12 protein-coding genes and 2 pseudogenes are annotated in these 14,076 nt (G+C 70.1%); 7 read left to right on the top strand and 7 right to left on the bottom strand.

What is annotated here, in order from left to right; translation table 11 throughout:
• The first annotated feature begins 186 nt into the window (after positions 1-186).
• The 5 genes and pseudogenes from ABZ312_RS29760 to ABZ312_RS29740 all read left to right on the top strand — a co-directional run bounded on the left by ABZ312_RS29760 (position 187) and on the right by ABZ312_RS29740 (position 3,980).
• A complete protein-coding gene (locus tag ABZ312_RS29760) occupies positions 187-1,170 on the top strand; it encodes a helix-turn-helix domain-containing protein (protein WP_500439136.1) in 984 nt (327 codons plus the stop codon).
• 114 nt (positions 1,171-1,284) lie between these two features.
• Positions 1,285-2,385, top strand: a pseudogene (locus ABZ312_RS29755) (IS701 family transposase).
• 329 nt (positions 2,386-2,714) lie between these two features.
• Complete coding sequence (locus tag ABZ312_RS29750; protein ID WP_500439135.1) at positions 2,715-3,185, top strand: hypothetical protein; 471 nt, start codon at positions 2,715-2,717, stop codon at positions 3,183-3,185.
• A 221-nt stretch (positions 3,186-3,406) separates the two neighbouring features.
• Positions 3,407-3,625: a DUF6364 family protein gene (locus ABZ312_RS29745; protein WP_018559404.1), complete on the top strand. Its 219-nt coding sequence runs from the start codon at positions 3,407-3,409 to the stop codon at positions 3,623-3,625.
• Complete coding sequence (locus ABZ312_RS29740; RefSeq protein WP_500328744.1) at positions 3,609-3,980, top strand: fic family toxin-antitoxin system, toxin component; 372 nt, start codon at positions 3,609-3,611, stop codon at positions 3,978-3,980. Before ABZ312_RS29745 ends, ABZ312_RS29740 begins: the two co-directional genes overlap by 17 nt.
• 187 nt (positions 3,981-4,167) lie before the next feature.
• Here the strand turns inward: ABZ312_RS29740 and ABZ312_RS29735 are convergent, their stop codons facing one another.
• A complete protein-coding gene (locus tag ABZ312_RS29735; RefSeq protein WP_500439134.1) occupies positions 4,168-5,073 on the bottom strand; it encodes a LysR family transcriptional regulator in 906 nt (301 codons plus the stop codon).
• Between the two features lie 129 nt (positions 5,074-5,202).
• Here ABZ312_RS29735 and ABZ312_RS29730 point away from each other — a divergent pair, with 129 nt between their 5' ends.
• Positions 5,203-6,579 (top strand): amidohydrolase family protein, encoded by a 1,377-nt coding sequence (locus ABZ312_RS29730; protein WP_500439133.1) that lies wholly within the window; start codon positions 5,203-5,205, stop codon positions 6,577-6,579.
• Between the two features lie 259 nt (positions 6,580-6,838).
• Here the strand turns inward: ABZ312_RS29730 and ABZ312_RS29725 are convergent, their stop codons facing one another.
• From ABZ312_RS29725 to ABZ312_RS29715, 3 genes are all read right to left on the bottom strand, one after another.
• Positions 6,839-8,458, bottom strand: coding sequence for a tannase/feruloyl esterase family alpha/beta hydrolase (locus ABZ312_RS29725; protein ID WP_500328746.1), 1,620 nt, complete (start codon positions 8,456-8,458; stop codon positions 6,839-6,841).
• Positions 8,459-8,952: 494 nt separating this feature from the next.
• Complete coding sequence (locus ABZ312_RS29720) at positions 8,953-9,513, bottom strand: cysteine hydrolase family protein (protein WP_500328747.1); 561 nt, start codon at positions 9,511-9,513, stop codon at positions 8,953-8,955.
• Positions 9,514-9,982: 469 nt separating this feature from the next.
• The gene (locus ABZ312_RS29715; RefSeq protein ID WP_500328799.1) at positions 9,983-10,471 is read right to left on the bottom strand and encodes a TetR/AcrR family transcriptional regulator; all 489 of its coding nucleotides are present in this window, start codon (positions 10,469-10,471) and stop codon (positions 9,983-9,985) included.
• 195 nt (positions 10,472-10,666) lie between these two features.
• Here ABZ312_RS29715 and ABZ312_RS29710 point away from each other — a divergent pair, with 195 nt between their 5' ends.
• A complete protein-coding gene (locus ABZ312_RS29710) occupies positions 10,667-12,241 on the top strand; it encodes an MDR family MFS transporter (protein WP_500439132.1) in 1,575 nt (524 codons plus the stop codon).
• A gap of 217 nt (positions 12,242-12,458) precedes the next feature.
• Here ABZ312_RS29710 and ABZ312_RS29705 read toward each other — a convergent pair whose 3' ends face one another.
• The 3 genes and pseudogenes from ABZ312_RS29705 to ABZ312_RS29695 form a co-directional block, all read right to left on the bottom strand.
• Complete coding sequence (locus ABZ312_RS29705) at positions 12,459-12,704, bottom strand: type II toxin-antitoxin system RelE family toxin (RefSeq protein WP_500328749.1); 246 nt, start codon at positions 12,702-12,704, stop codon at positions 12,459-12,461.
• The gene (locus ABZ312_RS29700) at positions 12,701-12,961 is read right to left on the bottom strand and encodes a type II toxin-antitoxin system Phd/YefM family antitoxin (RefSeq protein WP_500328750.1); all 261 of its coding nucleotides are present in this window, start codon (positions 12,959-12,961) and stop codon (positions 12,701-12,703) included. The genes ABZ312_RS29705 and ABZ312_RS29700 overlap by 4 nt, the downstream gene beginning before the upstream one ends.
• Before the next feature lie 351 nt (positions 12,962-13,312).
• A pseudogene (locus tag ABZ312_RS29695) lies at positions 13,313-13,600 on the bottom strand (NF041680 family putative transposase); the annotation flags it as partial.
• Positions 13,601-14,076 lie beyond the last annotated feature (476 nt).

Here is a 14,076-nt window from a genome sequence, read left to right as displayed (position 1 = left end):
AGCTTGCTGGTGAACCTGCCCCGGGAGCGGCCCGGGCCCTCAGCGGCGGCCCGCCGGTGTACCGCAAGGCCAAACAGAAATAAAGATGCACAATGCAATAAAATCTGCGAAATGGGTCACTGCCGCAGTACCACGGAAAATGTGCCCACTACGCAGGCTCCGCGACCTGTTCAGGAGGAAGTCCGCATGGCAGTTCGACTCGACGCCGCGTCGTTGGCTCCTGGTCATCGTGCGGACGCGATCCGTGAATTCTCGTGGTCCATCAACGGCCGCGTAGAGGTGGACCTCCCGCCGAATCCGCATCGCCAGCGGGCCTATGCGACCACCAACGCGCTGGGGTCGGTGAAAGTCTCGGAGATCGGCTGGAACGTGGCCCGCCTCCTGTGCGCCGCTGCCCCGGTGGACGAGGATATGGTGCCGCACGTTCTCGTCCATCTCCAGGAGGCGGGGGCCTCCGATGTCCGCCAAGGGGGTAGGCACGCACTGAGAAGGGCTGGGGATCTCACGGTGCTCGACAATGCCAAGCCCTATGAGGTCCTTTTCCACGGCTCAACAGATTCGGTTCTCGTGCGCGTGCCCACGCATGTCCTGGGGCTGCGGCCGTCCTTGCTCGACCAGATCACCGCCGTGCCACTCAGTTCGGAGCGCCCGGTCGTGGGTGCCACAGCAGCATTCTTTACCCGGCTGGCCCGCCATCAGGCCGCGGCCGGCGAAGCTGAGACCGCCCTGTTCACGGAGCCCAGTGTCGACCTGATCAGGGCTGTGGTCACCGTGGCCCTGGACCGGGACGATCTGGCCAGAGCGCCTTTGAACAGCACACTTCTTGTGCGCGTTCAGGAATACGTCCGCCTGCATCTGGCAGACCCCGACCTGACCGCCGAACGTATCGCCGCCGAGCACGACGTTTCCGTACGCTGGCTTTACGTGACCCTGTCCCGAGCGGGCATCACCCTCAGTGAATGGATCAGGACGCAGCGCCTCGAGGAGTGCAAGAAAGAACTGGCCTCGCCAGTGCATCAGTTCATGACGATCGAGGCCATCGCCCACCGGTGGGGGTTCGCCAGCGCGGCCCACTTCAGTCGCGTTTTCAAGACCACGTACGGTGTGAGCCCCCGCGAGTTGCGGTTGCAACACACGGCGGGGAGAGCCGACTCTCACCAGCCTGGCTGACGCCGGGCCCCGTGCCGGGCTTCAGTGACCCAGGGGGTTCCAACGCTAGTAGTGCTTGGTCAGGTCGGCTGAGTCTGTGCGTGTCCTTGTGGGTTGGTTGGGCGTTGGGAAGGTGTGAGTCCGGACGAAGTTGCTGTGGTGCGTGATGAGTTGGAGGCGTTTGCGGCGGAGGTGTTCGAGCCGTTCGCGCGCAAGGATCAGCTGCCGGTGGGGGCAGGTGTATCTGCGTGGTCTGATGACTGACGTGCGACGCAGGTCGGTCGAGCCGATGGCCGCCGGGCTGGGAGAGGACGGCAATCGGCAGGCGCTGGCCCATTCCATCACCACCAGCCCGTGGGATCCGGCTCATATCCGGGCTCGTCTGGCGTGGAAGGTGGAATCGGTGATCCGGCCCACTGTGCTGGTCTTTGACGACACTGGTTTCCTGAAGGACGGAAACGCCTCGGCGTGTGTGTCGCGGCAGTACACCGGGACTGCTGGCAAGGTCACCAACTGTCAGGTGGGCGTCTCGCTCCATCTGGCCCGTGACCATGCCTCGGCGGCCGTGAACTGGCGGCTGTTCCTGCACCCGTCCTGGGATCCCTCCTCGCCGAAAGCGGACCCGGACAAGTTTGCATGCCGCACCGCGTGCGGCATTCCCGAGGACGTCGGGCATGTGGAGAAGTGGCAGCTCGCCTTGGACATGGCCGATGAGACCCGCTCCTGGGGGATCGATGTGCCACTGGCGATCGCCGGCGCCGGATACGGCGACGCGGCGGCCTTCCGGCTCGGCTTGAACGCGCGGGGTATGCAGTACGTGGTGGGAATCTCCAGCACCATGTCGGCCCAGCCCGGCGATGAGGCACCGACTACTCCAGGTTCGTCGTCTTGCGGATCCGGCCCGCCGGACGTGAGATCCGGCAGGCCACCGACGATGTCGAGCTGCCGGCGTGCTGGCTGCTGGCCGAGTGGCCCGCGGGTGAAAAGGAGCCGGTCCAGTTCTGGCTGTCCGACCTGCCCGAGGACACCGCGCTGACCACTTTGGTCCGTCTCGCCGAGCTCCGCTGGCGGATCGAGCACGACTACCGGGAGATGAAGCAGGCCCTGGGCTTGGCCCATTTCGAGGGCCGGACCTGGAACGGCTGGCACCACCACGTCACCCTCGTCTCCGTCGCCCATGCGTCCTGCACCCTGCAGCGACTGGGGCGGGCCCCAAAAGACGCGGCGTCGGCCTAAGTCTCTACCAGGTCGTCCGTGACCTGCAGATCCTCCTCGCTACCTGGACCGGCGCCTGCCCAACCTGCCACCGCGACATACCCAACGCAATACCGACATGACCAAGCGCTACTAGGGCGGCGTCGTGCGTGACCGAGATCCGAATCTCGCGCTCCGACAGCCGAGATGGCTGCGCAGCACCCCCTGGCGGCGGCCTCCTGCGCTCACTCCCGGTGGCACGGCGAGGCGCCGACCTGCGATGTCGATATGCAGCCCCGGCGCAGAGAGTCGGTGGCCCTGCTGCGGATGTACCGGAGGGGTCACGTCTGGGGGAGTTGTTCTTCTACGGGATGCAGATCGGGACGCCCGGCCTGCCGGCCGGAAACTATGTCTCCTTCGGGATGCACCGCCAACGACCCGAAGGGCCGCTCAACATCCTCCAGGCCGACCGGGAGCCGGGCCCGTCCGGCCTGCTGACGGTCCTGGAGGCGTGCGGTGCGATGCAGGTCTCCCTGACTCGCACAACTCCCTCGTCGGCCCGCGCCCACCACACCTTCGGTACCTCGGACCCGGCTGGTTTCGCGGCGATGGGCATCGTCGAGACCCTTGTCCGCACTTACGACATCACAGCCGGCCTCGGCTTGGAGTTCACCGCCCCCGACGTCCTGTGCGCACTGGTCCTCGGAAGGCTCTTCCCGCATGTGGAGAGCGACGAAGAGCCGTGGCCGACGCTGCTGTGGGCGACCGGGCGGGGCGACCTCCCGGGGTGGGAGTACGTGGAGAAGTGGCGCTGGTACGGGGAGGTCTGTGAGGCGGAGTGAGGCTCCTCGCGCTCGGAACCACGGGGGTCGAGGAGCATCGCGCGTCAGCGAGGACTTCCGTGCCGAGCCTGCACCCGCGGGCCCCGACCGCGAGGGAGACCTTCCGGGCCGGGCATCCGTCGACGTGGCGCGTGGGTGACAGCCGGTCCGGCGCGGGGGAGCAGACCTGGACCCTGTGAGAAGCACTACCGATCATGGCTAGCGGGAGCTAGCATTGCTGCATGGCCAAGACACAGTTGAACGTCCGGCTGGACGAGGACACCGTGGAGGCGGCCCGCCAAGCGGCGGGCAACCGGCACATGTCCCTCCAGGAGTACATCGAGCACCTGGTGAAGTCCGACACCGATCCCGTCCGGAAGGCGTTCCTCGCGTCCGCGGCGAACGTGATCGAGGAGTTCGGGGACCTCATCGAGGAGCGCGTGCGTGAACCTCGCGGTTGACCTCGGCTGGATCCTGAGCGTTGCGAGTCAGGCGGGGGAGGACGATCCGGCCCCCGACGACTTCGGCGTGCCCCTGTCGGCGGTGGAGCGCCACAAGGCCCAGTTGTTCGACCGGGACGTCTACGACGGGGCGGTGGCACGGGCGGCAGCGCTGGCGCACTCTCTGGGGCGCCTGCGGTGGCTGGAGCGGTCGAACATGACGGTCGCCGTGGCGGTGACCGTGGCGTATCTGCAGGCCGCCGGCCGCGAGGTGAAACCGACCTGGGACGAGGTGCGGGCTTTGGTCGACGAGTTGCGCGACGAGGCGTGCACCGTGCAGAGCGTGGCGGCGCTGCTGCGGGCGTGGCCCGCCTGAGGCAGTGCCGAGGAGGACCGCGGCCCAGAGAGGGCTGCGGTCCTCTGTGCGAGGCGACCGTGTGACGGAGGCCTCGCAGGGGTATGGGTGGGCCGGTCCCCGACAACCCACCGGAGAGACCGAGATGGCATGAGCCCTCCACCCGCAGGGTCGCCACCGGCAACGCTCCACGGGGCCGGGCAGGTGCTCATCCGTGACCGGGAGGCTGTGTGCCGCCCAGTACCTGGGCGAGGAAGGCCCGGGCGGTCGGGTTGAGCGGGCGGTCGTCGGGTTCGGCCAGGCCGGCGTGGTAGACGGGGCGGTGCTGCTCCACGGGAAGGAAGCGGACCCCGGGAACGCCCTCGGTGACGGACTCGGGTACGAAGGTGAGACCGAGGCCGTGGCGGACGAGGTCGAGTGCCGTGGGGATGTCGTCGATCTCGAAGGTGGTCCTGCGCGGCGGCAGTCCCGCGCGGGTGAAGGCGCAGTCGACGGCGGAGCGGATGCCCCACCCGGCCGGGAAGTCGATCACTTCGTATGCCGTCGCGTCGGCGAGTTCGGCGCTCGTGCGGTCGGCCAGCGGATGGTCTGTGGCACAGGCGAGTGCGAGGTGCTCGGTGCCGAGCGCGTGCAGGCGCAACCCCGCCAGCGGGCGGCCGGCGGTCATGAGGACGGCCAGGTCGAGGACTCCGTTGCGCAGGTCTTCGGCGTGGGAGCTCGAGCCACGGTTCCCGGGGCCGCGCAGGTGTATCTCCACGGCGGGGTGCGCCTTGTGGAACGCGCTGAGCGCGCTGAGGATGCGTTTCGGGGTGAGGCCGTACAGGATCCCGAGTTCCAGGGTTCCGCTCAGGCCGGCCCGGGCTTCGTCGACCGCCTGCCGGGCCGTGCGCACCGCGCCGATGATGCGCTGGGCCTGGGGCAGCAACGTCTTTCCGGCCGCGGTCAGTTCGACGCGCTGGGTGGTGCGTTCGAACAGCGCCGCACCCAGGTCCTTCTCCAGGGCGCGGATCGACGCGGAGATGCCGGACTGCACCAGGTTCAGCCGCTCGGCGGCCCGGGTGAAGCTCCGCTCCTCGGCGACCGCGATGAAGTGCTGAAGCCGGCGAATCTCCATGGACGGTCCTTCCCGGTTCTTTCAAGGTTTTTCAGCACGGTTCTTGCTGAACCCAGCAAAGTTTAATGTTGGACAAGCATAGTGGCCGGAAAGACACTGGAGCTCCTGCACGACCAGAAGGAGCGGAACATGGCAAGCCATCCCATACTCATCAGAGGTGGGCATGTAGTGACGGGTGACCCACGACTCGGGGAACTGCCCGGTGGCGACGTGCTGGTGAGCGGCAACACCGTCGCCGCCGTCGGTCACGGACTTCGGGCCGAGGGCGCCGAGGTCATCGAGGCGGCCGGCCACGTGGTCATGCCGGGCCTGGTCGACTCGCACCGCCACGTGTGGCAGGGCGCCATCGGCGGCGCGGGCGGCAAGGTCTCGCTCGGCGGCTACTTCCAGGTCGTGCTCGCCGGTCTGCTGGACAAGTACGAGCCGCGCGACGTCTACGCCGGTGTGCTGTGGGGCGCGCTGCAGGCCGTCAACGCCGGTGTCACGACGGTCGCCGACTGGTCCCACATCGTCACCACACCCGAGCACGCCGACGAGAACATCCGCGCGTTGCGCGACTCGGGCATCCGCGCCGTCTTCCTCTACGGTCCGCCCGTCGGCGAGGGCGTGATGAAGTGGTTCGTCGAGAGTTCCGAGCGCCACCCCCTCGACGCCCGACGGGTGCGCACCGAGGTGCTGTCGGACGACGAGGCCCGCGTCACCATGGGTCTGGCGCTGCGCGGCCCCGAGTTCTCCACCGCGGACACCACCACCGACGACATCCGGCTCGCCCGGGAACTGGCCGTCCCGGTCAGCATGCACTCCGGAATCCCGCCTTACGTGTCCAAGTACCGCACGGTGGAAGTGCTCGAGGAGTCCGGCCTGCTGGGGCCGGACGTGCACCACGCCCACGGCGCCGCGTTCAGCGACGACGACCTGCGGCGGATCGCCGCGACCGGCGGGCACATCACCCCGTGCCCGACCGTCGACATGCAGATGGCCATGGGCACCTTCCCCATCACCGGCCGTGCTCTGGCCCACGGCATCCAGCCGGCCCTGGGCGCCGACACCGTGGCCGGCGCCGGAACGGACCTGTTCAGCGAGATGCGGCTGACCCTCGCCGCCGAGCGGGCACGCGCCAACGCCGACGCCCTGCGACGCGACGAGCCGCCGATGGAGGTGGAACTCGACCACCACGACGTCCTCGGCTTCGCCACCACCGCCGGGGCGGCGGCGTGGGGCATGAGCGACCGGATCGGTTCGCTCACCCCCGGCAAGCGTGCGGACGTCATCCTCGTCGACGCCCGCCGTCCGCATCTGACTCCGCTGAACGACGCCGTCACCACGGTGGTGCTGAACGCCGGCCCCGCCGACGTGGACACGGTGCTCGTGGACGGCCGCATCCTCAAGCGCCACGGTGCGCTGACGGGACAGGCGGCCCAGGCGCAGGAGCGACTGGAGGCCTCCCGCCGCCGGCTGTTCGCCGCCGCCGGCCTCAAGGACATCCTGGGCGCCGCCTGGGTGTGAGTGCCTTGCTCCCCGGTACGGGAAGCCCGGCTCACCAGGGGGACGAAGGCGGCGGCCGGTAGAAGTCGGCCCACACCCGGCACGCCCTGCCGTGGCCCGAGCCGGCACCCCGTCGAACACGGGGTGCCGGCCGTGGAGCGTGGCGGCCCATGCCGCGGCCGGGATGCGGCGGCTCGGTTACGGCCTCAGCACGGACGAGCGTTCGCCGTTCGCCGTATGCGCATGATGGTTCGGTCCGTCTCAGGCCGTCGCGGAGCGGTCAGTGCCGGGACGGGGCGACGCAGCGGAAGCTGGAGGCCCTGTCCGGGTCGCCGTGGCCGTCGTAGCGGGAGAGTGCCGGGTAGCGGCACAGGTCACGGCTGACCTCCTGCCCGGCGGAGTCGACCAGGGTGGCGGGCAGCGTCTTGGGGGCCTTGCCGTGCTCGACCCAGGTCCTCAGCGCACCGAGGTCGTCGATCGTGCCGTCGCCCGAGTTGAGGCCGCAGTGGACCGTCGCCGGGGCGAGGAAGAGGCGGTAGAAGTCGTCGACCTTCTTGGCGCCGTCCATCGTCCACTCGACGTCCTCGCGGTACGCGACCGTGCCCTGGGCCGGGATGAACTGGTCGGCCTGGCCGTGCCAGCTCAGGAGCTTGCCGCCGGAGTCACGGAAGGCGGACAGGTCGGGGTCGTCGGTGCCGATGACCTTGTCGTACTCGGCCTCGGACTGCCGGAACAGCCGGGTGAACCGTTCGTACGTGATCGTCGACACGTCGAACGACGGCTGCTTCTTCACCCATGTGGTGACCCAGAACTCGGGCACGGGGAACGGAGCGCCCTTGACGTCGCCGCTCGCGTCGGGGCCGGTGACGCCGGCCAGGGCCGACAGGTCGGCCCCGACCGGGACGCCGGGCCACAGCTTCTTGCCCGACGGGGTGCGGGGGCCGTCCCATATCTTGCGGACCACGGCCGCGTCGGCGGCCGTGAGGGTCAGCTCCTCGCCGGCGCAGACGACCTTGGTGCCGATCAACCGACGCGGGTCGAAGTCACACCGGGCCGGGTCGTTGACCAGGCCGTCCTTGAGGCCGTCGCGCGGGTCGCACGCCTTCACGGCGGCGTCGGTGAAGGCCTTGAACTCGCAGGCCGTCGGATAGGTCTTCTCGTTGTTCATGACGACTTGCGGCCACAGGGTGGCGACCTCGAACTCGTCCCAGTTGACGGCGGGCGCCTTGGCGAGGATGCCGTCGTAGTCGTCGGGGTAGCGCTGGGCCTCCATGTAGCCCTGGCGTCCGCCGGTGGAGCAGCCGTTGAAGTACGCGTAGGCGGCGCGCTTGCCGTAGACGTCGTCGACGACTTGCTTCCCGACGACCGCCGCCTCGTGCTGGGAACGGGAGGCGAAGTTCTTGAGCAGCGCGGTGTCGACCTGCCCGTCGTCGTTCAGCGCCCAGTTGACGTCGAGGACGTCGCCGACGCCCGCGTCGGTGGTCGTCACGGCGTAACCGTTCTTGACCGCGGTGGCCATCCCGGTGCCGTTGTCCCCGGCCGCGTACGCACTGCCGCCGAGGGCCTGGAAGCGGCCGTTCCAGTTGGTGACGGGCAGCCAGGTCCGCACCTCGGCGTGGTCGTTGTCGCCGGGGTGGGTCAGGGTGACCGTCACCTCGCAGTAAGCGGGCACGCCGGTGACCGTGCCGCCCAGGAGTCCGTTTCCGTGAACGGTGCCGCCCTCCTTGCGGGCCGCTGTCACGGACTCCGCTTCGGTGCCGGCCGGGGCCTTCACGGACGGCGTCGCGCAGGTCGGCGCCACGGAACCGGAGCCGTTCCCGGGCTCGGCGGACGCGGTCGGCAGGTAGACCGCCGCGGCCAGTGGCACGCAGGCGGCGAGGACGGCCAGAGCTCGTTTCATGGGTTTCCGTTCAAGTAGGTCGGCGTGCGCGGGAGGTGGCAGCGCATGGGGAGGGCGGGGGAGTGATGCCCGGTTCGGCGAAGCCCGAGACAGACCGTATCACCGGTTAAGCAGGTGACGGAATGAGGCGTGACGCGAACGGAGGCGGTGAAGGCTGGCGTTGGCGACGGAGGTCGTCGACAAGGTGTGCCTGTCGGGGGCGCTGGTGGCGCAACGGCGCGACGGTCCCGGAGCTCCGGCGCCGGTCAGCCGTCGCTCCCGTTCGTTGCCAAGACCTGCGGGCGCCGCTACGCAGTCGAACGCTGTTTCAGCGCCTGCGGCGGCTGGGCCCGACCCCGGCCAGCCTCGCGGCCTGCCGCCGTCACGGGCTGGCTCAGGGGGTGAGCGGCGCCGTTGCCCTTCCGGCGGCCTCGTTTACCGCGCGCCGGCCGGCATTCCGTGTCACCCTCGCGGTTCGCCTTGGTGGCGTAGCGTCAGAATTTGTTCTGCGGATTTCAGTTCGTGGCGGCGAGTGCGGACAGGATGTCCTTGGTGGTGCCCGTTTCGGAGATGCGCGGATAGATCCTGGCGATGGTGTGGTCGTGCGCGACGCCGTCGGTGTCGGTCACGGCGTCGAGCGCGACCGTGACGTTGTAGCCCTGCTCGTGGGCGTCGCGGGCTGTGGACTCCACGCCGCTGCTGGTGGCGATGCCGGTGATGACGACCTGCGTCACGGCCCGCGCGCGCAGCCACTCGTCCAGGCCGGTCTTGGTGAAGGCGCTGCGTGCGTGCTTGGTCACGAAGTGGTCGCCCGCGCCGGCGTCGAGCTCGGGGGCGAGTTCGGTCCACTCCGGGGTCGGGGTGGGGAAGCGCGCGCCGAGGTCGTTGCGTCCGGCAGGGCCGCCGGCGACGTTCACCAGGACGACGGGCAGGCCGCGGTGACGGAATTCCGCGAGCAGTTCGGCGTTCCGGGCGAGTACGTCGGCGGCCGGGTGCGCGAGGGGCAGCCCGAGGATGCCCTTCTGGAGGTCGACGACGATCAGGGCGGGCTTCGGGTCAAGGGTGGTGACAGGCATGTCTCTCCTTGGTGGGGTGCTTGGCCTGCGGGCGTTTCGCGGAGGCCGGGCTCCTGCGGGGAGGTCGTTGGCCACGCGCGTGCGCACCGGTCGTCCTTCGCGGGCCGTCCGGCGCGCAGGCCCTGCCGTGAACGGTTGGAGTGTCCCCGGGGTTCTGGGGCCGACCGCGGGGCGATGGGGCCCGTGAGGCTTGCGCTACCGATCTTGATCTGTCACTCGACTGTAGCACTTATGGAATGAGGTTCCACCCCTGTGGGACATCGGCGGTTGGGTTGCGGCGTGGATGCGTAAGTGTGGCGTGCGCCGCTTGCGGGCCCGCCCACTGGCTCCGCGCGGCCCGTCGGGCCGGGGCTGCCGTGTCGACGTGGTTGCGCAGCGAGCCGCTCGTGGACCGGCGGGCTTCGGCCACCCCGGCCTGGCGCGTCCGCGCGGAATCGCCGGCCGCGGATTCGCGGGAGCCGCCGGTGTGTCAGGACGCTCCGAGGCCGTGCAGCAGGGTGTCGACGACGACGTCCGCCGCCTGCGCGGGGCTCAGGTCGGGCAGTTGCCGGGCGACCAGGTGCATGAGCTGGGGCAGCAGCGCATTCGTCCATCCCTCTGCGAGACCGGGGCGCAACAGGCCTTCGCTGGTGGCGCGTTCGAGGAAGGCGTCGACCTCGCGGACCGAGGCCTCGCGGCGCGCGTGGACGCTGTCGTCGGTGAGCATGCGGGCGAGGTCGACGGGCCAGGTGCGGTTGACGGCGATGATGTTCTCGACGTAGCGGTGCAGGGCGACGGCTACGGGCGCCTCGCGCAGCCGGGCGTCCTCGATGGCGTGCTCGATGGCCGTGAGGCGGGCTTCGTAGATGGCCGCGAGGAGTTCGTCGCGGGACGTGAAGCGGCGGTAGACCGTGCGCCGGTCCACGCCCGCCTCGGTGGCGATGCTCGCGATGCTCACGCCCGGGTCGGCGGCGAGCATGCGCGCCCCGGTGGTCAGGACGGTTTCCAGATTGCGTGCTGCGTCGGCTCTCACCGGAACGAGTCTAACGGCCGAGTGTGAAACCTATGACATCTAACGCCTCTCAGACGTAGAGGCCTTCGCTGTAAGTGCTACATTAATGTGGCAGATGGCATTGGTAATGCCATCGCGATGGGCCCCATCGGTCAACGGCGGATGGCACAGCGTCCCTGCGCACCACTCCCGGAAAGGCACGTCTCGATGTCGAAATCACACGAGTCCCCATCACCCGCGCCCCGCGGCGTCGCAGCGCCGATGAGCGCGCTGATCCTGGCCGTCCTCCTCGCGGCCCTGGACCAGACGATCGTCTCGACCGCGTTGCCCCGCATAGCGCAGGACCTGAACGGATTCGACGACATAGCGTGGGTCAGCGCCGCGTACCTTCTCGCGTCGACGGCCGCGACGCCGCTGTGGGGCAAGCTCGGCGACATGTTCGGCCGCAAGCGGTTGTACCTGGCCGCGACCTCGGTCTTCCTGGCCGCCTCGGTGCTCTGCGGCCTGGCGCAGAACCTGCCCGAGCTGATCGGCGCCCGCGTTCTGCAGGGCGTGGGCGGCGGCGGCATGATCGTACTGACCTTCGCCCTCGTCGGAGACATCGTCGCCCCGGCCGAACGCGGCCGTTACCAGGGCATGTTCGGTTCCGTCTACGGCGTCGCCAGCATCGTCGGCCCCCTACTGGGCGGCGTCTTCACCGACCAGCTGTCCTGGCGGTGGGCCTTCCTGGTCAATCTGCCCGTCGGTGTCATCGCCCTGCTCGTCGCCGCGCGGTCGCTGCCCGCGGCCACCCGGGGCGCCAAGGCCCGCATCGACTATCCCGGGTCCACCATCCTGGCCGCCATCGCCACGGGCCTCGTCCTCGTCACGTCCTTCGGCGAGCGCTGGGGCTGGGGCTCACCGGCCATCGTCGGCCTGATCGCGACGACCGTCGCGCTGGCCGTGCTGCTGGTGCCGGTGGAGCGCCGCGCCGCCGCCCCGGTCCTGCCGCCGGCGATGTTCACCTCCCGGACCGTCGTCTTCTCCTCGCTGATCGGGTTCTTCGCCAACGCCGCGATGTTCGCCGTGCTGGTCTACCTGCCGACCTACCTCCAGATCGTCCACGGGGTCTCGGCCACTCTCTCCGGTGTCCACATGCTGCCCCTGGTCGCCGGCCTGGTCGCCAGCCAGTCCCTGGCCGGTCGCTGGGCCGCACACGTCGGCCGGCTGCGGATGATCCTTCTGGCGGGCCTGCTCGCCAACCTCGCCGGGCTGCTGCTGCTGGGCACCATCGGGGCGGCCACCGGCACCCTCGTGCTGAGCGTCTACTTCCTGGTCACCGGCGCAGGCATCGGCATGGTGCCCATGGTCGTGCTGACCACGGTGCAGAACAGCGTGCCCGCCACCGATCTCGGAGCCGCCAGCGCCGTGGTCACCTTCGCCCGCTCCATTGGCGCGGCCTTCGGTGTCGCCGTCTTCGGCAGCTTCCTCAACACCGGCTTCGCCGACCGCACCCGGGGCCTTCCGGCGGGCGGCGGCTTCGACGCCACCCGCCCCGACACCATCGGCCGGCTGCCCGTGACCCTGCGCGACAGCGCGCTGGACGCCTTCGCCCACGCCACGGCCACCGGGTACCTGTGGATCGCCCCGACCCTCGCCGTGGGCATCGTCCTCGCCCTCTTCCTCAAGCCGGCACGGAAGGCCGGTGACCGCGCCGACGTCCCCGGCTCCGTCGACGACGCCGTCCCGGCCGCTTGAGCCGGACGACGACGCGCCCTGGTCCGGGCGGTCGGGGAGGTCCGCGAGCGGATCTGCCTGGACACCTCTCTGAGCGGCCTCGCCCGAGACCGGACGGGCACCTCGCCGGAGATGACGTCGCGCATCAGAACCGCGGCGTCCTCCGGCCGGTAAATCAGGGTGTGGCCGTTGACGCCCAGGAACGCGACCGCGGTGAGCCGTCCGAACCGGGCCTCGGTCAGCGCACGCGTCCGAGGTGGATGACGCTGATGCGGATCTGCTGTTCGCTGATCTCGTACATCACGCGGTAGGCGCCGATGTGGATGCGCAGCAGGTCGGCGCTGCCGAATGCGCCGTCGGGGCGCGGGTCGACGGCGAGGTGGTCGACGGCGGCGAACACCTGGCGTACTCCGTCGGGGTCGTCTTTGGCGAGCCGTTCTGCCTGGGCGAGGGCCTCGGGCTCCCAGATGACCTCGTAGCTCACGCCGTGCCCTCGCCGAAGATCCGCCGGTAGGCCTCGTCGTGCGGGACACCGGCGTCGTCACCTCGCGCCTGGCGTGCCCGGTAGGCGGCCAGGGCCCGCAGCTCCTGGAGTTCCAGGGCGTCGGCGGGGCTGACCAGTATGGCGACGGTCTGGCCGTGGTCGGTGATGGCGACCGGCTCGCGGGTGGCGCTGACTTCGCGGGCGATGGCACCCAGGCGGGCCCGGGCTTCCACGATCGAGTACGTCGTCTCCGTCATGCACACCACCTTACATAAGTGTGCACATCGTGGGGGAGGCCGTGCCAGGACACACGCGGGTGCTGCCCCTGGGGCAGCACCCGCAGATGCGTGGTCGAGGGCGCGCTGTTGCGTTCACGCGGTCCGGTTCGCGCGGCCCCGTAGACCGTCGATAGGCCGCCGCACCGCAGCCGGATGCACCAGCAGGCGTTGCCCGGCCAGGTACCGAAGAGCCCGGCAGGCAAGGCCAAGCCGCGCCGCCACCACGTTGCAGTGGTTTCTGTGTTGTTCGAGCTGGATCGATTCGCCGAGGCCCGGGACGAAGTGGATGCGCTGGAGCCACGCTTGGCCGCGACACTGGGCGAGCTTCACACCCGGCCGGGACGGTTTCGGTGCGGCCGCCGGACGGGCCGTGGTCGCGTGGACGTTGCGAAACCCCCGCCGCACCCGGGCGGGGGTGAGGCGGCGTGGTGCGGCGGGACGTTCCCAGGGCCGGCGGAGGTCCTCGGCAAGGGGACGGGCGAGGCGAAGCTGGGTGTGCGCGGCGATGATGAGCCAGGTCCACAGGTCGGCGCTGTCGGCGTGGCGGACCTTCGGGGCGGTCCAGCCAAGGCCGTTGCGGTAGATCACGGTCGTCAGCTGGTGCTCGGCGGCCAGGCGGTCAGCCATGGCCTTCGCGGCCGGCAGGGCCGTGGTCTGGCCGGCGGCCAGCAGCGGCACCTCGCGCCGTGCGGCGTCCCGCACGGCCCGGTAGAACGCGCCGGCCATGCGCTGTTCCTCCTGCGAGCGGCGCAGGAAGTCGGCGTAGGAGTCGGAGGCCAGCGACTGCAGGGCCTCGCGGTGGATGAGCGTCCACGAGAAGTGCCCGCCGACCGCGCGCGCCGCGGCCCGGGCCCCTTCCTCGTACAGGTGCGGCAGCTGCACGGACACGAACGCCCGCGCTTCGCTGTCGACACACTGCTGCAAGTCGGTGATGGCGGCCTGGAACTGGGCGAGACGGCCGGCGGCCTCCCGGGACCGGGCGTTGTCGCCGATCGCCGCAATGACGGCGGCCTGCTGGTCCGCGAGGCGCTGCCAGGCGTCCTGCAGCACCGCGGCGACCCTGGCAGCCACTGCCAGCCATCGGCGGGCACCTG

The organism is Streptomyces sp. NPDC006207 (genome assembly GCF_040613835.1).
GTDB lineage: Bacteria > Actinomycetota > Actinomycetes > Streptomycetales > Streptomycetaceae > Actinacidiphila.
Note: the sequence above shows the minus strand (reverse complement) of the source record. Positions and strands in the feature narration are given on the sequence as shown.